This window comes from Marinicrinis lubricantis, assembly GCF_042658665.1.
GTDB classification, from domain to species: Bacteria; Bacillota; Bacilli; order Paenibacillales; family KCTC-33676; genus Marinicrinis; species Marinicrinis lubricantis.
Genome location: NZ_JBHSQV010000010.1, coordinates 88,105 through 110,000 on the forward strand (window position 1 = coordinate 88,105; position 21,896 = coordinate 110,000).

A 21,896-nucleotide genomic window follows, 5' to 3' on the forward strand; every position below is an offset into this window, starting at 1 on the left:
TCATCCTTTCTTATTTATGGAATGGATATAAACCTAGCGGATATGGAATTAGTCCAAACTGTTATATTTCAGTCCCAGCGGAAGCGGTGCTGGGCGTTCGCAATCGGTAGCGATGTGAACATGCCTGTCGGTCTGAGACGCTTCAAAGATACTTAGAGAAATATCAAGGATATGACGCGCCAGCTTTCCGCTTGCCCGGTGCGGTCTGCCGGAACGAATCGCTGCAGCCATATCCGCAATGCCTATGCCGCGGCTTTCTTCTGCAAATGTATGCGTCAGCGGGATTTCCTTCGTTTCGCCGTTTGGCTGTTTGATGGAAACCGGTCCCCAGAAGAAGTTTGGATCCGGTACGTACAGAATTCCTTCCGTTCCGTATACCTCCAATCTTGGCGTATAACCGAAGCTTTCCTTCGCCGCCTGCAGGCTGGCGATGACCCCGCTCTTAAAATCGATCGTTGCCGTTACATTCGTCGGCGCTTCGACTGGAACGGTGTCGCCAAACCGCGGTGACGCCGGATTGTTCACCGTAATTTCTTGATTGAGCTGACCGGCGGATCCCGTTACTCTACGGGCAGGACCGAGCAAGTGGACAAGAGCCGTCAAGTAATACGGACCCATATCCATGATTGGATCGCCGCCCAGCTTTAAGAAGTTTTGGAAGTTCGGATGCATGCCGCCGGATGCATTTCCCATTAAGATCGTCCCGCTTGCCGCATATGGTGTGCCAATCCAGCCTTCGTCGATCAGCTTGCGGCACGTCTGCAGCCCGGCACCCATGAACGTATCGGGAGCGCATCCCACACGCAGCCCTTTCTCCTCCGCGAGGGCAAGCACCTCGTCTGCATCTTCCTTCGTCAAGGCGAAAGGCTTCTCCGTATATACATGCTTGCCGGCCTGAAGCGCTTGTCGGTTAATAAGAGCATGTGCAGCAGGTGCCGTTAAATTCAGTACAATTTCGATTTGCGGATCTGCCATAAGCTGCTCCACGGTATATACATGAGGCACATCAAACTCTTCTGCCCGTTTCTGTGCAAGCTCAGGCACCAGATCAGCGACGGCATGAACCTCTATCATATGACTGAACATCCCTGTACAATTCTTCAAATAAATATTACTAATTTGACCGCAGCCGACAACTCCGATTTTGACCTTATCCACGTGCAATCATTCCTTCCTATTGAAAATATAATGGCCTTTCCGCATTTCATGTAATCGCTGTCAATGTTGCGGCTGTCTGTATTAAGTTTCATATCAGACAGCCGCATTTTTCGTATCTCCCACGATCATTATTACGTAATCGGCTTGTAACCTCAATGGATGAAAATGTGATTTTTCTGGATTTATTTGATTTCCATATCGGAAAAGAAAAACGCCCTTTTCAGGGCGTTTATTTAATAAGGAATATCCAAGCCAAACTTGTCAATCAGCAGCCTTGTGTACCCTGTATGTGATGTAACGGAAGAGCTGTTCAAGAACAGCACTTCATCCACGTTCGAATCACGAACAAATTGAATCAAGTCGTCCTCATAATATCGCATGTCCGCAATATAAATATGCTGATAATGAGGCAGCAGGAACGGGATAAACGGATTGGCATACGAATCCTTCACGATCAGCAGGCTCTTTCCATTCTCCACTTCGGTCTCGATTTCCGCCCACGGGGAATCTCCTCCGAGAAAGACGGCGAACTTTCCGTAATCGCTGGCATAATCCGCATCTACTACTTGGCCGGACAGCATTTTCCCATTCTTCTCCCGTAAGTACTCATAATCCACGAATGGCTCATATACCGTAATCTGATCCGGGTTTTCCGCAAGCTTAGGCTGCAATGTCGCATTGTACGTTGTACCTAAAAAGTCTATGATCGACCAGCTCTCATAATCCTCTAGTGGAACAGGCTGCTCTTCCCGCTCGTTCATGAAAGCTTCATAGGCGTAATAAGCACCTAATGATATCCAGTGATGATCGGTTCGGAAATACGTATATTCGTCCTTGTGATCGTTCAATAGAGCATGCGCATCGATTCCTGTGACGCCTTCATTGAAATGATCATAGGTGTATTGGATCGCTTCCTTCTGAGAGGGCGACAGCTTTCGGACATCCGGATTGTCAATAAAATCCGTCAAGGTCGGTACAATTAATGAGTAAACCGGAATATCCTTACCGAGCTTCGCCTGGAACTGATTCATCGTTTCCGCATAGGTTTCGGCTGCCAGAGGCGTATAATAATATAGGAACACGGCCTTGTTGCCAACGACGATGTAATTATCAAACAGCTGGCTTTCCGTCGGTTCCTGCTCCTCACCGCCGCCCGCCGGCGCCTGCTGCTGACCCGGATTGTTGTAGACGATCTCTACCCCCTCCTCACCTATACCTCCGCGCAGCTCTCCTAGGAAGGTGCTCAGCTTCAAAAAAGGTTCTCTAAATACGAAATGATCGGCTACATAATTTTCATAGTCTCTAAAATATTGACCTGACCATAAACTGTCCCATGTCAATACCGGTCTTTCCTGCAGCTTGCGCATTTCCAAATCAGAAACATCGCTTTTTCCGATCCCTGCTAAAAACAAAATAAACAGCAAATATAGAGGCGCCAAAAACAACAATACATTCCATTTTCCGTTTTTCAGCATATGTTAAGCCCCCCTTCTAGAACCGGAAATAAAGAAACGGATTATACGTGCTGCCGACAAGCAGCGCCGTACATACGACTAATATGAGCAGATTGAACGCCGAAACGACTAAATTGCGAACCGCAGACCCTTGAGCTGTTCGTTTGAACAGCCAGCTGACGGCGACCCGAGCGATCGGAGTCGATCCAATGGCTGCGGCAGCAATCAAGTACAGATTGTCCTTGATGTACAGCCACGCCTCTAGATTATATAGTCCTCCTGTACCGAGACCAAAGAGTGTCTGGAAAAAGTCGATCGCTCGTTCGAGATCGGTAAAATAAAATAACACCCAACCCAACAGCATCATCAAAACCAAGTATGCATGAGACACGATACGGGGGAGCTTGTTCAGCAAGCGCAGCAGGAACATACGCTCCACATAAATAAGAACCCCGAAGTACAGCCCCCAGAAAATAAAGTTCCAGCTGGCACCGTGCCACAAGCCTGTCAGAAACCAAACGACAAATAGGTTTCTGATATAAAAACGACGATTCCCGCCAAGTGGGATATATACATAATCTCTGAAGAAGCTGCCCAGCGTTAAATTCCACCTTCTCCAGAAATCCGAAGCTGAAAGCGAAATGTACGGATACTTGAAGTTCTCCGGAAATGTAAAGCCAAACATTTTACCTAAACCGATGGCCATATCGCAGTAACCGGAGAAATCAAAGTAAATTTGCAGCGCAAACAGTGTAATACCCAGCCAAGCTCCCATCACGGACAGCTCTCCTAGGTCACCATCCAAAAATAATGTTGCGCCTTCTCCGACCATATTGGCGAAGATGACCTTTTTACCTAGACCGATCAAAAACCGGGTGATGCCTTCATTAAATCCGAAAAGCGTCACACGTCGATTGTCTATTTCTTTCTCTATATCGGTGTACCTTACAATGGGACCTGCAATCAGCTGCGGGAATAAGGACAAGTAGAGCAGCAGTTTGACTGGAGATCGTTTCGCTTCCAAATCCCCTCTGTACACGTCAATCAGATAGGATATCGCCTGAAACGTAAAAAACGAAATTCCAATCGGCAATCCCGGATCATTATAAGGGATGTCCATTCGCAGCAGGTCGCTTACCGTATCCACGAGAAAGCCGACATATTTAAAGAATATGAGCATGAGGAGGTTGATACTTACAGATAAGGCTAGGATGAGCTTGCTTCGGTCTGTGCCCCGATACTTATCAATCCACAGCCCGGACATATAGGCAATCAAGGCGCTTACAGCCAGCAGCGAAACCCACACCGGCTCCCCCCATGCGTAGAACAGGAAGGATGCAATAATCAATATCCAATTTCGGTAGCCCGTATGCTTAAAGCTAAAATAGAGCAAAAACAAAACCGGCAAAAATACGTATAAAAAAACGAGACTCGAAAATACCAAAAGGGTTGCCTCCTACGTTGAAATAGATCCATTCTTCATAGATTCATTCGAATGTGCTCTTCGACAAATTGTTTGACTAAACTATTATATCAGGAGTCTGCTGTAAAACGAAGCGATGCAGGTATTCAGCGTAAAGATTCCTCGACCTTAGAACACTTCATTCGACATGTATTTCTATTTTCCTACCGACAAATGGTGTGCACCCTTCTTGTTTCTGATCGAACTATAAAATAAAGGACACGGCCTAATTGGCCATGCCCTTTATCGTTTATCCGTTATTTAAGCTTCAGCGACTGCAGCAGCAACAGCATCGTTTCTGCGCCTGTGACCGGCTCATTGAAAGCGAGACGATCATCCTCTCCGGCAGTGAATAGCTGATGGACTGAAGCTGTTGCTGCATAGCTTTCGGCCCATTTGGGCACCTGATCAAACCCCGTCAGATTGTCAGCGGTCGCTTCAATAATCGGCCATTGCAGTGCTTTCACGAGCATCGCGGTCAATTCTGCGCGGGTAATCGGTTGATCTGGTCGAAAGCTGCCATCACTCCAGCCGGCCGCAATCCCTTCCTGCACAGCTGCCCCGACTGCGTCGCGGACGCTGGAATCGATCCGATCTGCATCCGTAAAGGGAAGCTCCAAATGAACATCACCCTGAAGCTCGAATGCCTTGGCAAGCAAATAAACAAATTCCGCCCGGCTCACCTCTTGTTCCAAATCAATGACTTCCCCTTCGGGCCCAATGAATAGATCGAGGGGCGGCAGCATCGTCTCTGTATTACCGGCTTCTTCGTACACAATATAGCCAGGCAGCCCAGGTGTCCTCCTTTATTCCCCTATTCGGCTCCACTCGAAGGAAGCGGAAACGTTCTGCAGCTGCCAAATATCATATAATGAGTACTTTCGGTCACCCTTTTCGTCCAAAACCATCCAGCCAGTCGCCCCTGCGTACATTTCAGACAACGAAATCAGCTTTTCCTTCAGTTCAGCAGAATCACCTGGCTGCTCCATCTGTTCAAACACCGAAGCCAGCATCCACGGAATATCATAGGCGAAGATGGCTTCCGGAAACACAGCTGAAAGGGACTGGTCTGGATCGCTGTCGCTATCAACAGCCGTAACGCTTAATCGAAAATCAGCTACAACAGCACCGCGCCATTCTCAGGCGGAAGAGCTTCGCAAGGAAGGGATTCAAATTATTATCGCAGGGTCTAGTGCAGAGGTGGAGCGGTTGAAGGATGTTCAGACCGGAACGCAGCGGTGGTATTCGTTCACTACAGAAACGGCCGTCTGAATGGCGGCTTCTGTCATCATACCCTTCGACGCCAGTTCCCCGGTTAATGGCAGAACAGCCCCAATCGATACGACTTTCGGTTCCGATCCTTCTGCTGCCTCGTTGTTTGCTTCAGCCAACGATGGAGTTATCCGTAACGAGACGAGACATAAAGTAAAACAGAATGCGATCGTCAGCACCTTTAGACATCGTCTTATTCCTTGGCTCACGAGCGGCGGTCGCTCCTTTCTACCTGCATCTTCATCGCATATTTCCGATGATATTCGATTGTAACTCCTGCATCTTTCTTTCGCATCATGTCGGTCATCAACTCAAAGGCTTCATTCCGTTTGTTCGTAAGAGATTGAAGTCGAATCATATCCATCTGACTCGCATTGCTCAATTGATCGATTTTCGCCTTCAGCTCCGATAGCTTTTGTTCATCCCCCGCTTGCTGAGCTGCGATTAATTCTTGCTGCAGTCTAGAAATTTGCTCATTCCGTTCTTTCACCGCATGGACTTGCTGTTCTAACTGTGCTTCCAGCATACTGCTTCTTTGAGATTGAACCATCGTCATTAAGGTTTCGATATCTAGCTTCGATTTCGTTAAATCGATCGGAGCGAAAGATATGCCGATTTGTTCTAAATTCCGTTCATTCTGCTCAAACTGCGCATGCAGCTGAGAAGCCAGAGCTTGATTCCCTTCATTTTGGGCCTCCGACATTTGCGAAAGCAGCTGCTGCTGCCCATCCTGAATCTTGTTTACGGTTTGAAACATTTGTTCTGCTTCACCGACATACGAATCTGCTGCTGCGGTCATCGCGAATGCCGAGAACGCAACCATCCCCTTAAAGCCACCGAGCAAAGCCATTTCTTAGGATCACGCATGATCGTGTTCCTCCTTTACTTGTTTATTCAAGTACAGATGAAGTCTGATGGTATAAATGCAGGTAAATTATACCATAGGGCTTTACCCCCAATTGCTTAAATTTATCTAATTTTTTCCAATTTTCTACACGGTTTACATCGTTCTGTTTGCGTTAAAAAAAAGACCTTCGAAAAGGTCAAAATGAATAGATCGTCCTTCCCTTCCGGTCAGGAATGCCGCTCTTGCGGTAAAAATACGCATTGATGATATCGCGCCACTCCTTGGCATGATCCGCTTGCTCAATAAGTCTTTTCAGTACATGCTCGAACCGATCGTGATCGATTTTCCCTTTCAACTTCGTCCACTCGCTAATCATCTGTTCCGCTTTCTCCGCACCTTCAAAATGAGTATCGTAAATGTGCTGAATCACCGTTTTTCCTGACTTCAGCGGATGCGTGTAAGGGACGTGATGGAAAAAGAGCAAAAGCTCATCGGGACAGCTTTCGGGTGATTCATACATGGACGCGTTCGGTTCGTAGTATTGAGCAGTGTATCCTGTGCCTGTTTTTACCGTCCTGTCTACGCCGATTCCGTCACGATCGGCAAAATGGTAGGTTCCCCAGCGGGAATATTCGTATCCGTCCACATTCGGTCCATAATGATGATCGGGATTCACCATCCATCCGACGCCTAATGGAGCGGTGTAATCCTCATACGTACGCCAAGATTGAAGCAGCAAGCAGCTGATGATCGATCTTGTTTCCGTGTCCTCGCCGAAAGTCATCCGCACCCATTCATCTGTAATTTGCTCACTCGATAACCTGGGATCCCATGCCAAACGCCCGAAGCCGAACAAATTTGCCTGTGCCAGCAGATGTCCCGTCCAGTTCTCGTCATTTCCGATGTTCGATACAGCTGCGATGCCCCCATGCGGACGCCCAAACAGCTTTCCGCTGACGATTTGGTCTACTGTACTTCCTTTCCAGCGTGCGTAAGTATCGAACGCAAGCACTTCCTTCCACTGCGGTATGAGGTAACAAAGATGCCGCTGCTGGCCCGTATACTCCTGTGTAATCTGCAGCTCCAGCACCTCATTTGTCTTCTTCAGCGCTCCGAACAAGGGAGATACCGGCTCTCTCACTTGGAAATCCATCGGGCCATTCTTTACTTGAAGCATTACATTGCTGTGAAAACGACCGTCGAGCGGTTGGAAATGATCGAATGCAGCCTTGGCCCGATCGGTAGAACGGTCTCGCCAATCCTGCATACAGTTATAGACGAAGCATCTCCAAATGACGAGTCCCCCATAAGGTTCAAGGGCTTCCGCCAGCATGTTGGCGCCGTCCGCGTGATCTCTGCCATATGTAAAGGGCCCCGGCCTGTGCTCCGAATCGGCCTTCACCAGAAACCCGCCGAAGTCGGGAATATGCGCATAGATTTCTGCGGCTCTGCGCTTCCACCACTCACGCACACGTGGATCAAGCGGATCAGCCGTATCGATTCCGTCCAATTGAATCGGGCTGGCGAAATTAATGCTGAGGAATAAGCGGATTCCGTAATCTCTAAAGATTCCGGCGAGTCTAGCAACGTCTGGAAGGTCTTCTGCCGTTATAAGCTTCGTTTCCCGTTCATGCACATTTACATTGTTGATTGCGATCGCGTTGATGCTGGTGGATGCAAGGAGTCTTGCATAATCTCGTATTCTCTGCTCATCTGCTGTGAAGCGGTTTTGATCGTAAAATATGGATCTTCCGGCATACCCCCGCTCAATGCTTCCATCCATGTTGTCCCATTGGTTGATCATTCTAAGTTCATTCGCTGGATTTTCCACCATATTCAGTCTTGATAAATCTTCATTCATACAAAGCCGTCTGATGAAATGGAAGGTCCCATACAGGACGCCCCGATCGCTGCGACCTGCAATGATAAGCTTTCCTTCAGTTTCCACAGTCTTCATTAAATAACCTTCATCCGTCAGCTTGCCTGCTTCTTCGTCCTGAATCCATCCACCCAGCTTGGATAAGCTCTCCGTCGTTCCTAGAACAATTGCGCATGGAGTATCCAGGACCGACGTGACCGTCGGCATATGACCTAGAATACCGGAAATCGCATGCTTAAGCTCCTCAACGGCTGAATGTACGATATCCGTTTCCTCCGCAACCACGATATGCTCGAAGCATTGCCTATACGGGTTCGGTATTTGCACGTCACCCCCCCGCTGCGAATAACTGAGCCACGCTTCATATGCGCGGCCGCTGCCCCGCTCTCCCATATCCTCGCTCTCCTCCCTAATTAAACATAACCGTTAGCCAGCCAGCCGCCGTCCGCTTTAATAATAGTTCCCGTCACATATTCGGACAAGGAGCTTGCCAAAAAAACAGCAGGTCCTGCAATGTCCTCTACTTCACCTAATCTTCCTGCAGGAATCCGAGCAACCATTTTTTCCGGCTTATGAATTCCCTTATCAATCAACTCCTGAACGATTTCCGTTCGAATAAAGCCAGGACTGATCGCATTGACCCGGATGCCGTGCGGCGCCCATTCGACCGCTAAATTTTGTGTCAGCTGCATGACGCCGCCTTTACTTGCCGCATAGGCCGCTCGCTGGGGAATTGCCGCATGTGCCACAATCGAGGTAATATTGATGATTTTGCCGCCCGTCCCTTGGCTGATCCACTGTTTGCCGACCATCTGGCAGCAGAGGAAGGTGCCGTCCAAATTGATCGATAAGCAGCGATGCCAATTCTCTAGTGACAGCTCCTCCGAGGGAGATACCATCGTAATGCCGGCACAGTTGACTAAAATATCGATTTTCCCAAAATGCTGTATCACCTGTTCCACCATCGCCTGTACTTGAGCCGGGTCGCTTACATCACATGGAACCGCCAAAACCGGAACACTGTAAGCTTGGCGAATATGCGCGGCCTGCTCCTCGATTTGCTCCGCGGTTCTGCTCGATACAACGATCGAAGCGCCCTCCGCCGCAAACCGCCTGGCAATCGCAGCACCAATGCCTCTGCCGCTTCCCGTAATGAGTGCAACTTGGTTTGCTAACAACATGAACCGATCACCCTCTCCCTTATGTGTTCTCAAGCAACAAAGATTGCGCTTACATTTTAAACGTTCCTGATATGCATCAGAAGCTGATATAGCTATTGCAGCACAATCATATGACTAGTCATACTAGTCATATGATTTGCAATTATTATAGCCTGAAGCATTTTCTACTTCAACAATGAATTTCGTGCCTGTCGGCTTTATTTAAAATAGGTTGGATATTTCTCCTCCAGCTCTTCTTTCTCCACGACAACCAGTGACAGATGCTCCATCGCCACGCGCTCTGCCCGATCCGCATCCTTCTCCCGAATCGCCTGCACCATGTCTCGATGCTGACTGAGAATAATATCCCAATCATAATTGGATGCAAGCCGTAAAATGCGGAGTCGGTTCAAATGAGTGCTCATTTGCTGCAGCATGTTCCACGAGCGCTGCTTTCCACAGCCGATGAATATCGCCTGATGAAATTCCTCGTCCAGCTGAAACAAGCGCTCGTAGTTTTTTTGCTCCGCGCAGTATTCCTGCAGCAGTATCAAATGCTGCAACTGCAGCACCTGCTCGGGTTCAAGTACGCTGCAGGCCGATCTCGCAACAGCTCTCTCAAGCTGTTCGCGGACGAATCTCGCTTCCTCGACATGATTCATATCGATGAGAGAAATGAATGAACCCTTTTGCGGAATCGTCTCGATTAGTTCCTCTTGGGATAAGCGTACGAACGCCTCCCGAATCGGGGTTCGGCTCACCTTCAGCATTTCTACTACTTCTTTTTCTGATATGAATCGCCCGGGCTCCAGCCTAAGCGTCATAATATCGTTCTTCAGCGTATCGTGTACATAGTCCCGGATCGATCCCTTTTGTTCCTTTGCTTCATATTGCTGCATCGCCTTCGTTCGCCTCCACTGATGGTTTTGGTATGACTAGCATACCAGTCTTCAATCCCGCTATTCAACTGAATATATGCAAAATAATTTGTCTTGTTCGCTCCATAGTCCCTATTTCATCGTTGACAATGACATATCCCGACCATAAAATACATACTAGTATGATTAGTCATATCAGTTGTTTTGGGTCATCGTAGAAATCATCATAAAAATTTTTCCTCCTCGTTTTTTTAATTTCAAATGATCGGGTGAACGCTATGAAAATTACAGATTTGAAAGCTACAACGGTGACCGTACCGCTGGAAGCCCCGCTGCGCCACAGCAATGGCACGCATTGGGGGCGATTTGTACGCACGATTGTAGAGGTTGTCACAGATGAAGGGCTTATCGGATACGGTGAAATGGGCGGCGGCGGGGAAAGCGCCCAGATGGCCATCGCTGGACTTAAGCCTTACTTGATCGGGCACGATCCCACCCAATTGGAAGCGCTTCGATTTAAAATTTGCAATCCTACAGCGAGTCTGTACAACAACCGGACACAGCTGATGGCCAGTATTGAGTTCGCCTGCCTGGACATTATCGGCAAGCAAACCAGACTTCCGGTCTACAAGCTGCTCGGAGGCAAGCTGAGAGACTCGGTGCCGTTCGCCAGCTACTTATTTTTTCGGTATCCGGATGAAGCCTCCGGAGCTGGTGAAGTGCGAACGATCGAGCAGCTGGTGGAGCATACGCGTAGCTTGAAGCAGCAGCACGGCTTTACGACGCATAAGCTCAAGGGCGGCGTCTTCCCGCCTGCTTATGAGCTGGAATGCTACCAAGCTTTAGGGGCCGCCTTTCCTGAGGATCGGCTGCGGTTCGATCCGAATGCAGCTTACAGCGTGGAGCAAAGCATCCAATTCGCCAAAGCGATTGAGCAATTTAACAACGATTATCTCGAAGATCCGACTTGGGGCATGAACGGAATGCGAAGAGTCAGGGAGAAAGTAAGTCTCCCCCTCGCCACAAACACGGTTGTTGTGAATTTCGAACAGCTGGCGCATAATATACTCCAGCCTGCCGTCGATGTCATCCTGCTCGATACGACATTTTGGGGCGGCGTGCGTGCATGCCACAAAGCCGCCGCCGTATGTGAAACGTTCCAATACAGCGTCGCCGTCCATTCTTCCGGCGAGCTCGGCATTCAGCTAGCTTCCATGATCCATCTTGGGGCCGCGGTACCGAACATGCCTTTTGCGATTGATGCCCACTACCACCAGTTGAAAGACGATATTATCGCAGGCGGCAAATTTAAATATGAAGGCGGCTCGATTGCGGTCCCAGAGAAACCCGGACTCGGTGTGGAAATCGATCGCGATAAGCTGAACTACTATGCAGAGGAATACGTGCGTTTGGGAGGCTACGCATACGACCGCGACCCGAAACGACCGGAATGGTATCCGATCATTCCAAACGATCGCTGGGCCGATCCAAGCAAGGGCTAATTCATATCACTAGGCTGACATAATACAAAAAATCCGCTTCGCTCGTCTTTTAAGACCCGCGAAGCGGATTTCCAATCCAATATAAGATTTATTTCGTCAGAAGGTTGTATATCACCTGCATCGCTTCCGCGCGAGTCAGCTGCCCCTTCGGATCGAACAATTGGTTGCCCCGGCCGCTCACAAGACCGATTTCATATGCGGCCTGAACGGATTCCTTCGCCCAGGCACTGATGCGATCCTGATCGGTAAACGCTGCAGCGTCAGATGCTCTCCATGCACTTCCATTTAAATATTCATAGGCGCGCACAACGATCAACGTCATTTCCTCTCTTGTCAGCGTATGATTCGGTGAGAATAATCCTTCGCCTTGTCCGCTCACAATTCCCGCTTCATAGGCCGCTGACACATCCGAAGCATACCAGCTCTCGTCTGCATCGACATCCGTGAAAGATGTCGGATTGCCAGACGCCTTTAATCCCAGTCCTCGCGAAATGAATGATACGAATTCCGCCCTCGTAATCTCTTGATTCGGTGCGAACGAATTGCCGCTCACTCCATGGGCAATCAGTCTCACGGCCATGTTTTGGATCGCTTGATAAGACCAATGAGAAGGCGCTACATCTTCAAACGATTTATTGAATTCAAGCGCAGCATAGGTGCCCTCTCCTGCAACCTTCGCGGATATCCAGCCGTTCTGTATGACTCCACCTGCGTAGGTGAGGATCCCATCTTCTCCGATCTGATATAGAGCAGTAATCTCCGGGTCTATCTCTTCGCTAATTCGGAAGGTTAGAACAGCAGGGGTGTCGTGCTCGGCTAACATCTCTTCCTTCCCGCCTGGCGTGACGATGGATAGAGTGAATCCATACAACTCAGAGGCAGGAACGATGCTGGATTGATGGACATCCATCGCCGATTGCAGCAGCTGCCGTGCATTAGATTCCTCGGTGCCTGCTATGTGAATCACAATATGGGCATCTTCCCGCTCCTCTTGCGAAACAAGCTGTTCCAACTGGACAAGCGTTGCGGATGGAATTTCCAATGTATACTGGTCACTCGCCAGCACAACGGAGCGGCCGGTCGCTAGCTCGGATACTTGAGGTGGCAATTGAATGGATTCGATTCCTTCCTGTAGCGGTATATGAACTATCCCCTGCTCATTCACGGTTATATCCGAAGCACGAACCTTTTGAACGGCATCTTCAGCTGGGTTCCCAGGCGAAGGTACGTATGGAACTGTTGGCTGTCCGGGTTCCGTTGGTTCCTCTGGTTCACCAGGCTCTTCCGGATCTACTGGTTCTTCAGCAATCTCCACCGTATAATCAAGCTTGGACTTTCCGTCCGTGCCCGTCACATGAATGATTACCTTATTCTCTGCTGCACGCAAATCTTCGATCGTGACCACAGCGTTCGGCTGCGTGGGCACCGCTTCAAAGACAGCCATATCTGAAAGAGATGCTGTATAATTCAATACACCTGACGAGAAGCCTTCAAGCAGCTGTCCATCCACAGTCAGCTTGGATAACGTAGCGTCAGTTTCCGGTACGGCAATTCGCGACAAGGATGCACCGGCATTCGGAGCATAATAAATGCTGCCGTCGATACCGAGCGTCATGCTGTTCACAAATTCATCCACTACCACTTTATGCTGCATCGTTTCAGGATCGATGGCGATCACTTTGCGTGACAACGTCGTATACAGCGTGCCATCCGGTGCCCATTCCAGCTCGTAAGGCAGCCATTTACTCGAGTTGTACATGCTTGGGCTGATCATTTTACTTTTCACAATTTGTTTCGTCTCCACGTCCATCGCAAAGAGGGTACCGTCGACGACTCCCCACAGCAGACCGTCCGGTCCGAAGGAGATCGACCCAATCATTCGCGGAGCTTCATCAATTATTAATCCGTCGAGCGTGAACTCATCGATTTTTTGACCTCTCTCTACGTCCCACACAAACAGCTTTGCTTCCGGTTCGGAAGGCTCGATGCCCAATCCGCCCCATACCGTTGTGCTTCCGTACAAGAGACCATCCTTATAAGCCAAGCCGATAATGCTTTGGTTCCTGACGACTTCCTCATGGTCGTACTGCTTCCACGTATCCGAAGCTTCATCATATATAACCAATGCGCCGCCTAAATAGCCGTAATCCGGCACAGTTCCTACGAACAGCTTATTATCTCCGGACGTGATCGCAAACGGTCGATCCTGATGCTCGATATCAAACACGAGTTTGGGGTTTTCATTCAATACTGCCGGCAAGGATGGATCATATTCGTACATCACCGCTGATACATAAGTTCCATAATAAACGCGATCGTTCATGAACCCGATGCCTTCCGGTTGGGCAAAGGAAGAGATGCTTACGTCGAGCTGATCAGTAAACGGATTATAGACACTCATTCCGCGCTGATATCCGCCCATATACAATCTTCCATCAAATCCTCTTTTCAAAGACTGAATATTGACAGGCTGTGCATCGATATCAAGCTCAATGAACGAAACCGATGCATCATCAGGGTCGATGAGCATATATTCTCCATACTGCGTGACCATCGCAAGCACGGTTTGCCCCGCCTTCTCCCCTTGCTGCAGCTTAATCCATGCCATGTCCTTTACGCGTGTTGTATCCGGCAGCGGAAACGGAAGAATGATTTCAGTCGATTGCTTGGTACTCATGTCGTACTTATAAAATTGAGTTAAGTACTTATAGTAGATCACGTCCGGTTGGTCCGGCGACGGTTCTGAAATCATGTTGCTGTATTGAAAACTTGCATCGACCTCTCCGGTTTCGATATCAATGACGACCATATTGACTGTGCTGACCGATACGAACAGCTTCCCGCCATGTACGAAGATATCTGCAACCATCCCTGTTTCACCGGAATAACCGGGAACATGAATTTCGGTTTTCTCGCCCGTGACACGATCGATCTTATACAGTCGAAGTGTAGTTCCCAATCCGGCATAGATATAGTCCTCATCAACCGCAATACCTCGAACATACTGCTGGCCGTCCTCTACGACACCATAGTTGCGAAAGGTTTGATTCGTGATGTCATACTCGAATAACTTGCCATCTGTCGAACTATTGAAAGTTCCGCCATAAATTTTATCGCCTATGGCTTCCAAATCCCATGTCCAATTGTCCGTTTCGTTATAACCAAGGTACTCTATTTTTTTCTCCAGCGGCAAATAGCGATACAGCTTGCCGTCCTCAGTCCCTGAAAAATATACATTTTGGTCCGGTCCAATCGTCATCGCCCAAGTCGCGATCGTATTCGGAATCACTTCCTGGAACTTCAGCGCTCCTGTTTCTCCATCGACGACAAAGAAGCTTCCCGGCTTGCCGTTCGATACAAAATAAACCTCATTCTCTCCGGCCGCATTCGTTTGAACGGCCCCCGCCTGCCCTAGATTGACATATACCATATCGCCAAGCGCATCGGGAGATTCATAGCTGCGATCAAGCGGTATATCAGGAGCAAGCACCGTCAAGGATACATCATCAAAATAGGCCTCGGTTAAGCTGGGAGCACCTGAATATAAAGCGACCCTGGCATATACCGCATTCTCAGGCACATTGGACAGCACCCTCATGGCGGACCACTTTCTACTCCCCAAGGTTACGTCCGAGAACAACGCTTCATCGACGCCTACCTGCTCATTATCCGCATTATAATAATACATTTGCGTGACAATATTATGCGTTTGCTCGATCACATACACATGGGCTTCAACGACCATCGCATCACCTGCTGTTACCGCGACCTCATTGCTGAGCACACGCAAAGAAGTCTCGCTTGAGGAATCCTTGAAATACAGGCTGGCCGCTCCGCTTCGATAATTTTCCGTATTCACGTCCATCACGCCTGTTGTCAAAGGATCGATGCTCCAGCCAGGAATATGCCCTTCATCTAGTGCCTCTTCAAAACCCGGATTGATCAATTCTGTTGAAAGGGACGGATCCGGTGTCACAGACTCATCCGGTACAATCGTCACTTTCGCGTCGTCTACATATACTTTGGTCAGGCTAGGAAATCCGGAATACAGACCGACTCTAACATAAGACGTGCCCGCGGGGGCTTCTGCAGTTACCGATATCTGAAACCATTCACCGACCGGAATAGCTGTGCTGCCATAATTCACAAATTCGTTCGGCAGTATCTCCGTTCCCGCTTCATTGTAATAATGAATAACAGGCTGAAGGCCATGACTTTGATCTTCCGCGGCTGCTTTATGTACATATACGTCGAAAGTCACCGAATCACCCTCGGAAGCCGAAATCTCATGACTTAATATTCTAAAATGACCTTCCGGCTTCGTGCCTGCCGTCTTATCTTCAAACAACAAGCTATAGCTGCCTGTTCTCACTAAATCGCTATTGATGGATGCTGTTCCGAATGATGCCGTGCTTGGATCTACGCTCCAGCCTGGAATATCCCCTCCCGCAAGTTCTAGTTCAAACCCAGGATTCAATAATTGCGTTTCCCATTCTTGGCCTTCAGATGCTGCAGCCGGCATAATTGGGAGCGCTCCCAGAATTACGAAAAAACAAATCGCGAGGATCGTCCAACTTTTAACGCTCTTACGTTTCATTAGGCTCACTTGACACCGCTCTCCCTCATCGCAAATTTGATCATGCAATTGCCTCTCGGATCTCTCCCTCTACCGCGCAAACGAAACAGAATCCCTCCCTTCTTCTATATCATATCTATATCATATTAATGGTATTATTGTATGTAACGTATCGGAGAGTGTCAAGTCAGAAATGCTAACATTAAATGAAATTGCCCAACAAATTTCCTGCTTAGATTCAAAATGGGAAACAAATTTTCCGATATGAACTTTATACGTTAAAATGAGTGCATAGAAATCCAATTGAAGCCAATCAGAAAGGGAGACCGAGACTTGCAGGAAAAACCAAGCCGAACGACATTCCGCGAACGGCTGGATGACATGATCCATTCGCTGCGGGATGAGATTGTTACCGGCAAATTAAAAAGCGGAGCATTCATCCCCTCTTTAAATCAATTGAGCAAGCGGTTTAAGCTAAGTATCAATTCCGTACAAAAAGGACTGGAACAGTTGGTCTCGGAATCCTTAATAGAAAGAATTCCGCGTGTCGGAATCCGTGTGAAGGATTCGGCTGTGCCCGCCACCGTTACGATCTCTGTTGGGGTTTATCCTTCGCTCATCAATGACATCGATCTGAACCAACTCATTTTTCATTTTCAAAAGAGCCATCCGCACATCCATATCAAAACGGTTCCTCTTCCATACTTAAACTACGATGAGATTGTCCATTATTACATAGAAAATGAAATCGTTGATGTCATGGCTATCAACCATTTCAATTACAATCAACTTCGCAGCCGCCACCCGGATCTATCAGACCTGTTCGAACCTCTCGAGCTAGAGTCCGGGGTGTATCCGTACTTATTGCCGCCATTTATGGAGAAACAAAATCAAATGTTTGTACACCCTATTACCTTTTCGCCCGTCATTTTATGCTTCAACAAGCAGCATTTTGCCGAGTGTCAAGCGCCTGTGCCTGCTTACAATTGGAAGTGGACGGATTTTATGGCCTGTCTGGAAAAGCTGGAAAGCCAAGAGAAGAATCGATTGTCCTTCTATTTCTATCCAAGTACAACCAACCGTTGGCCAATCTTTATGCTGCAGAGCGGAATTGATTTTGCGGCGGGCGATTCGAATAAAGGCCTATGGGCTTCCGAGCGAATCATGGACAGTATCCAAACCTGTTACGATATCATCCACCGGCAAAATTTGTTCTCTCTCTTATTGTCCGAAAATGATTTCAATGTGGAAAAACGGTTTGCCGAGCAGCAAGTATCGGTAATGATCACTTCATATTTTAATTTGAACAAACTTCGAGATGCCGGACCTCCATTTGATATCGCTCCGCTGCCCCATGTTCATGTTCCAAAAACACTGCTGCTAACGATTGGATTGGCTCTAATCCGCCGCTCCAAGCAAAAGGAAGCCGCTAGAGCATTTATGGAGTACATAGCTTCCTATGAAGCCCAGCTTCACATCCGCAAGCATACGTACAGCATTCCTGCACTGCAGCAGGCTGCGGAATGGGAGGGAGATGAGATCGGATACCGTCCAGCTGGATTCGGCATATACCGTGAAATCAGCGATACATTCGCTACCTTGAGTGATCTGAACTTATCACCGGAGCGGATGGAACAGCTTCTGTCCACGATGAACCTGTATTGGATGGGCATTCAAAGCAAGGAAGCATTGATCACCCAATTATCGAAACTTTAAACTGGTCAGCAAGGGCTTCCTCTCCTTGACCCTTTGCCCCTCTCCTCATTCATAAACGAAGGAACCGGCAATTGGCCGCCGGATGTTTTCTTCGTAGGAAGCTGTATTAAAAAAAACCTATACATATTGAGGGTTGAGGTGTGCCGGAGTGTCGACGTTTGAAAAGGTGATTTCTCCATCATACCGTGTTAAAAAAACACCTTGTCAACGGGAGACCGAGGCACACCTCCCCTCTTAACATTTCCTCTTCATCCCAACTTACTCCCGCACAAAAAAGAAGCCGGCGTACATCCGCCGGCTCCTTCGTTTCTTATTTCACCGAATCATACCATTCATTCACTTCTTTTGTAATTTCCTCTCCGCCTGATTTCAGCCAGTTGTCTACCATTTTATCGAATTCATCAGCAGAAGCTTGACCGTAAATAATTTTATTGTACGTTTCATTGAGCATTTTGTTCAGCAGCTCGTTCTTGCTTTCCATCGTCTTGGTCAGTGGACCCATATAATAGTTTTTCATCCGAATGTCGACTTGATCCATTACGACCTTCATGGCATCGATGTTTTCCTTCTTCCGGTAAGAAGCGAGCGACTTCTCATATGGAGTCTCTGCTGTACCGCCTTCCGCCAGCTTCACCATCGCTTCCGCATACAGCGTCGGAATGCGGGCACCTTCATACGTCAACGTATAGTACATCGGATTGACCACCTGAGAGTCTACGTTGCCAGGGAAAAGTTCGGGATGTGCAGCCGGATCGCTTGTTAACGTGCCATCCTCTAATATGGCATAGTCGTACCCTTCAGCAAAGCCGTTCTCAAACTCCGAACCTGGCTGAGGGTTCGCCATATTGTCGAAGAACCAATTGTAGTAATGCAGAATCGCTTCCGGATGCTCCGCATCCTTATTGATAAAGATATATCCGTTCACCGGCGGGTTGCCGCCTGCCGTACCAATCTTTCCATTCGGTCCGCTTGGAATTGGATAGGCCTTATACTCTGCATCCGGTACATTGCTCTCCAAATCCGGGAACGGCCAGTCCGGAAGCCAGTTTGGACCCACCATCATACCGGCTTGCCCCTTCGTGAAATACTCAGAGCCTGTCGTTTCATCTTTCAATGCTGCATCCTGATGGATGTAGCCTTTCTCCAGCCATTCATTCAGCTTCAAGAGCGCTTCCTTCGCTTCCGGCTGTATGGAGCCGTGCTCCAATTTTCCGTCCTCTCCCATGTTCCATTGGCCCGGCATTGTACCATATGCACCGAAGAGGAAACCGATATCCGTCATCCAGTTGTTGAAGCCGTTTTTGAAGCCCGTGGCCAATCCAATCGTATCGTCTTCCCCATTTCCGTCTGGATCTTGAGTAACGAACGCTTCCATCACCTGCTCCATTTCTTCAATCGTCGTCGGTGCTTTCAAGTTCAGCTTTTTCAGCCAATCCTCGCGAATCCAAAGTACGTTGTCCCCATTGTAAGCGTAGTCAAGGATCGGCAAAGCCATTTTCTTTCCGTCACGAGTGATTGGATACCAGATCGTCGGATCTAAGTCCACGCCCTTTTTATATTCTTCGCCTGCATATTGTTCGAACAGTTCATCGACGGCCATAAACTGACCGGAATCAATGAGCAGATTAACTGTTTCCGAATCGCCGCGGTACATGACGACATCAGGCATTTTTTCACCGGATGAAAGCATGAGTCTCAGCTTATTTTTATATCCGTCATTCGTGCTGGTGACTACCCAGTCATATTTGATGTCGATGCCAAGGCGTTCTTTTATCAAGCGTGTATGAACATTATCCTCTACCGTTTCGCCTTCTTTAAATACCGAAGCATTCTGATCCAGCCCCTTCACCGTAGTCAGAGTAATAGGCGGATCATATTTCCCGTTCGTGAAACTGGACTGCTCCGCGCCCTCTCCTTCTTCGTTATTTCCGTTATTCCCACTGTTTCCTCCGCTGCCGCACGCAGCGACTGTGAATAACATGACCGCAGTCAACACCAAAGCAAGCCATTTCTTCATTTTCCTTCCCCCTACTTTAGCAAGATTGGTTTTACATATATACTGTAATTGCTTTCATTTTTTAGGGAAATGCCATAAATTTTGTATTGATGCTTATTTCTTTTGATGTGATTATTCTTTCACTGCTCCCAATACAATTCCTTTCACAAAATATTTCTGCAGAAATGGATACACCAGCAGGATCGGCAGTGTGCCGATAAAGATTTGTGCCGATTTGACCGTCCGCTGTGATATATTTTTCAGTTCATTTACATCGGGATTAATCTTATTGAAATCCTGCTGAACGATAACCGTCTGCAGGAACGTCGCGAGCGGGTATTCCCGATAATCTGTAATATATAGTAAACCGTCAAACCACGAATTCCAATGGAACACCATAGTAAATAATGAGATTGTAGCAATTGCAGGTAAAGAAATCGGTAAATAAATGCTCCACAGCGTCCTGAAATGACCTGCACCATCGATATGAGCCGCCTCTTCCAGCTCCTTCGGCACGTTTCTAAAGAAGTTCATCAGCAGCACCATATTGAACACATTCACAGCAACCGGGAGGATAAGCGCCCAGATCGAATTCATGAGTCCAAGGTTGCGAATCAACATATACGACGGTACAATCCCGCCATTGAACAGCATGGTAAACAGGAAAAACCATGTGTAGAAAGTGCGGCTTCTAAAGCTCGCTCCATCTTTGGACAGCGCGTAAGCAGCCAGCGTAATGAGTGCCATCCCTACAGCCGTTCCCAAAAGCGTCCGTTTCACCGCGATCCACAGCGCACTGTGAAAGTTCTCATTATCCAGCGTCTTGCTGTACGCATCCAAGTTGAAGTCTATCGGCCATAATTTAACCAAATTCGCATTCGCCGGCGCGCTCCCGCTAAAGCTGACCGCTAAAATATGAATGAGCGGCAAAATACAGGAAATACAGATGAGGGTGAGCAGTGTATAGTTAAAAACCGAAAACAGCCTGTACCCTTTCGATTTGTAGTACATGTTCTTCTCTCCCCTCCTTAAAACACCCGATAATTCGCATATTTGTACGCCAGCCGGTATGAAATGATAATGAGGACCATGCCGACGAGCGACTTAAACATACCGACGGCCGTACCAAAGCTGTACTGCCCATTCAATATCGCTGTCCGATACACGAACGTATCGATAATATCGCCTTTGTCATAAACGAGCGGCGTATACAAATTGAAAATTTGATCAAATCCCGCATTCAATATATTGCCTAATGAAAGTGTGCCAACTACAACCGCAATCGGGATCATGGCCGGAATCGTAATATGCAGTGTCTGCTTCCAGCGATTTGCTCCATCGACCTCCGCAGCCTCATACAAGGACGGGTTGACACCTGCCAGCGCGGCAAGGAAAACAATCGTGTTGAAGCCGAAATTCTGCCAAATATCACTGACGACGACTGTAAAACGAAACCAGTTTCCGTCACCAAGCCAGAAGACCGGTTCAATTCCCATCGCCTCCAGCGTCGTATTCACAATGCCGTCACTGCCCAGCATATCCGTCAAGATCGCCCCGAGAATGACCCACGAAATAAAGTGCGGCAAATAAACCAATGTCTGCACCACTCGCTTAAACAGCATTTTTCGGATTTCGTTCAGCAATATGGCAAAGACGAACGGCACAATTAAGCCAAAAACAATTTTTAATCCTGAAATGATCAGCGTATTCCAAATGACCTGCTTGCTGTCGGGGTACTCAAACATAAACTTGAAATGATCGAATCCAACGAACGGCGATCCCCAAATGCCCTCATACGGCTTAAAATCCTGGAATGCCATGATAAGTCCGCCCATCGGGACATACGCGAAAATAATGACCGTAATCACCGCGGGCAGCAGCATCAAATGAAGAGGCCATGTGCGCTTAAACCGCTCACGCGGATTCCTTTTCTTCTTTACCGGGACGTGCTCGTTAGGCTGTACTGCAGCTTTCAAAAGATTCCCTCCTATTCCAC

The 21,896-nt window shown here is 48.0% G+C and carries 17 protein-coding genes; 3 read left to right on the plus strand and 14 right to left on the minus strand.

Going from position 1 to position 21,896, the window contains the following annotated elements; all coding sequences use genetic code 11:
- Positions 1 to 48 precede the first annotated feature (48 nt).
- From ACFPXP_RS01950 to ACFPXP_RS01970, 5 genes are all read right to left on the minus strand, one after another.
- Positions 49 to 1,158: a Gfo/Idh/MocA family protein gene (locus ACFPXP_RS01950; RefSeq protein WP_379891872.1), complete on the minus strand. Its 1,110-nt coding sequence runs from the start codon at positions 1,156 to 1,158 to the stop codon at positions 49 to 51.
- Positions 1,159 to 1,391: 233 nt separating this feature from the next.
- Positions 1,392 to 2,633: a DHHW family protein gene (locus ACFPXP_RS01955; RefSeq protein ID WP_379891874.1), complete on the minus strand. Its 1,242-nt coding sequence runs from the start codon at positions 2,631 to 2,633 to the stop codon at positions 1,392 to 1,394.
- Between the two features lie 16 nt (positions 2,634 to 2,649).
- Positions 2,650 to 4,056: an MBOAT family O-acyltransferase gene (locus ACFPXP_RS01960; protein ID WP_379891876.1), complete on the minus strand. Its 1,407-nt coding sequence runs from the start codon at positions 4,054 to 4,056 to the stop codon at positions 2,650 to 2,652.
- A gap of 275 nt (positions 4,057 to 4,331) precedes the next feature.
- Positions 4,332 to 4,850 carry an S-layer homology domain-containing protein gene (locus ACFPXP_RS01965; RefSeq protein WP_379891878.1) on the minus strand — a complete coding sequence of 173 codons (519 nt, stop codon included), beginning with the start codon at positions 4,848 to 4,850 and terminating at the stop codon, positions 4,332 to 4,334.
- 30 nt (positions 4,851 to 4,880) lie between these two features.
- Positions 4,881 to 5,075 (minus strand): hypothetical protein, encoded by a 195-nt coding sequence (locus tag ACFPXP_RS01970; RefSeq protein ID WP_379891880.1) that lies wholly within the window; start codon positions 5,073 to 5,075, stop codon positions 4,881 to 4,883.
- Between the two features lie 34 nt (positions 5,076 to 5,109).
- On the opposite strand from ACFPXP_RS01970, the gene ACFPXP_RS01975 reads away from it, so the two are divergent.
- The gene (locus ACFPXP_RS01975) at positions 5,110 to 5,346 is read left to right on the plus strand and encodes a hypothetical protein (RefSeq protein WP_379891882.1); all 237 of its coding nucleotides are present in this window, start codon (positions 5,110 to 5,112) and stop codon (positions 5,344 to 5,346) included.
- On the opposite strand, the gene ACFPXP_RS01980 is transcribed toward ACFPXP_RS01975, so the two are convergent.
- The 5 genes from ACFPXP_RS01980 to ACFPXP_RS02000 form a co-directional block, all read right to left on the minus strand.
- On the minus strand, positions 5,295 to 5,555 hold the full coding sequence (locus ACFPXP_RS01980) for a hypothetical protein (RefSeq protein ID WP_379891884.1): 261 nt from the start codon (positions 5,553 to 5,555) through the stop codon (positions 5,295 to 5,297). The genes ACFPXP_RS01975 and ACFPXP_RS01980 overlap by 52 nt on opposite strands.
- Complete coding sequence (locus ACFPXP_RS01985) at positions 5,552 to 6,196, minus strand: hypothetical protein (RefSeq protein WP_379891886.1); 645 nt, start codon at positions 6,194 to 6,196, stop codon at positions 5,552 to 5,554. Before ACFPXP_RS01985 ends, ACFPXP_RS01980 begins: the two co-directional genes overlap by 4 nt.
- A gap of 193 nt (positions 6,197 to 6,389) precedes the next feature.
- Positions 6,390 to 8,465 carry an alpha-glucuronidase family glycosyl hydrolase gene (locus ACFPXP_RS01990; protein WP_379891888.1) on the minus strand — a complete coding sequence of 692 codons (2,076 nt, stop codon included), beginning with the start codon at positions 8,463 to 8,465 and terminating at the stop codon, positions 6,390 to 6,392.
- A gap of 20 nt (positions 8,466 to 8,485) precedes the next feature.
- Positions 8,486 to 9,253 (minus strand): SDR family NAD(P)-dependent oxidoreductase, encoded by a 768-nt coding sequence (locus tag ACFPXP_RS01995; protein ID WP_379891890.1) that lies wholly within the window; start codon positions 9,251 to 9,253, stop codon positions 8,486 to 8,488.
- A 197-nt stretch (positions 9,254 to 9,450) separates the two neighbouring features.
- Entirely contained in the window at positions 9,451 to 10,131 is a 681-nt protein-coding gene (locus tag ACFPXP_RS02000) for a GntR family transcriptional regulator (protein WP_379891892.1), read from the minus strand.
- Between the two features lie 257 nt (positions 10,132 to 10,388).
- Between ACFPXP_RS02000 and ACFPXP_RS02005 the strand changes: the two genes are divergently transcribed.
- Positions 10,389 to 11,612 carry an enolase C-terminal domain-like protein gene (locus ACFPXP_RS02005; protein WP_379891894.1) on the plus strand — a complete coding sequence of 408 codons (1,224 nt, stop codon included), beginning with the start codon at positions 10,389 to 10,391 and terminating at the stop codon, positions 11,610 to 11,612.
- Between the two features lie 88 nt (positions 11,613 to 11,700).
- Here the strand turns inward: ACFPXP_RS02005 and ACFPXP_RS02010 are convergent, their stop codons facing one another.
- Positions 11,701 to 16,134: an S-layer homology domain-containing protein gene (locus ACFPXP_RS02010; RefSeq protein WP_379891896.1), complete on the minus strand. Its 4,434-nt coding sequence runs from the start codon at positions 16,132 to 16,134 to the stop codon at positions 11,701 to 11,703.
- 387 nt (positions 16,135 to 16,521) lie between these two features.
- Here ACFPXP_RS02010 and ACFPXP_RS02015 point away from each other — a divergent pair, with 387 nt between their 5' ends.
- Positions 16,522 to 17,904: an extracellular solute-binding protein gene (locus ACFPXP_RS02015; protein ID WP_379891898.1), complete on the plus strand. Its 1,383-nt coding sequence runs from the start codon at positions 16,522 to 16,524 to the stop codon at positions 17,902 to 17,904.
- A 310-nt stretch (positions 17,905 to 18,214) separates the two neighbouring features.
- On the opposite strand, the gene ACFPXP_RS02020 is transcribed toward ACFPXP_RS02015, so the two are convergent.
- The 3 genes from ACFPXP_RS02020 to ACFPXP_RS02030 all read right to left on the minus strand — a co-directional run bounded on the left by ACFPXP_RS02020 (position 18,215) and on the right by ACFPXP_RS02030 (position 21,783).
- Complete coding sequence (locus ACFPXP_RS02020) at positions 18,215 to 19,921, minus strand: extracellular solute-binding protein (RefSeq protein WP_379891900.1); 1,707 nt, start codon at positions 19,919 to 19,921, stop codon at positions 18,215 to 18,217.
- A 111-nt stretch (positions 19,922 to 20,032) separates the two neighbouring features.
- Entirely contained in the window at positions 20,033 to 20,911 is an 879-nt protein-coding gene (locus tag ACFPXP_RS02025) for a carbohydrate ABC transporter permease (protein ID WP_379891902.1), read from the minus strand.
- A gap of 17 nt (positions 20,912 to 20,928) precedes the next feature.
- Positions 20,929 to 21,783: an ABC transporter permease gene (locus ACFPXP_RS02030; protein ID WP_379891997.1), complete on the minus strand. Its 855-nt coding sequence runs from the start codon at positions 21,781 to 21,783 to the stop codon at positions 20,929 to 20,931.
- Positions 21,784 to 21,896 lie beyond the last annotated feature (113 nt).

What these genes read in the sequence shown, in the direction of transcription:
- ACFPXP_RS01955 (WP_379891874.1), bottom strand. Translation starts at nt 2,633, where the DNA reads ATGCTGAAAAACGGAAAATGGAATGTATTGTTGTTTTTGGCGCCTCTA.
- ACFPXP_RS01975 (WP_379891882.1), top strand. Translation starts at nt 5,110, where the DNA reads ATGGCTTCCGGAAACACAGCTGAAAGGGACTGGTCTGGATCGCTGTCG.
- ACFPXP_RS01985 (WP_379891886.1), bottom strand. Translation starts at nt 6,196, where the DNA reads ATGGCTTTGCTCGGTGGCTTTAAGGGGATGGTTGCGTTCTCGGCATTC.
- ACFPXP_RS01990 (WP_379891888.1), bottom strand. Translation starts at nt 8,465, where the DNA reads ATGGGAGAGCGGGGCAGCGGCCGCGCATATGAAGCGTGGCTCAGTTAT.
- ACFPXP_RS01995 (WP_379891890.1), bottom strand. Translation starts at nt 9,253, where the DNA reads ATGTTGTTAGCAAACCAAGTTGCACTCATTACGGGAAGCGGCAGAGGC.
- ACFPXP_RS02000 (WP_379891892.1), bottom strand. Translation starts at nt 10,131, where the DNA reads ATGCAGCAATATGAAGCAAAGGAACAAAAGGGATCGATCCGGGACTAT.
- ACFPXP_RS02005 (WP_379891894.1), top strand. Translation starts at nt 10,389, where the DNA reads ATGAAAATTACAGATTTGAAAGCTACAACGGTGACCGTACCGCTGGAA.
- ACFPXP_RS02010 (WP_379891896.1), bottom strand. Translation starts at nt 16,134, where the DNA reads ATGCCGGCTGCAGCATCTGAAGGCCAAGAATGGGAAACGCAATTATTG.
- ACFPXP_RS02020 (WP_379891900.1), bottom strand. Translation starts at nt 19,921, where the DNA reads ATGAAGAAATGGCTTGCTTTGGTGTTGACTGCGGTCATGTTATTCACA.
- ACFPXP_RS02025 (WP_379891902.1), bottom strand. Translation starts at nt 20,911, where the DNA reads ATGTACTACAAATCGAAAGGGTACAGGCTGTTTTCGGTTTTTAACTAT.
- ACFPXP_RS02030 (WP_379891997.1), bottom strand. Translation starts at nt 21,783, where the DNA reads ATGCTGCTGCCCGCGGTGATTACGGTCATTATTTTCGCGTATGTCCCG.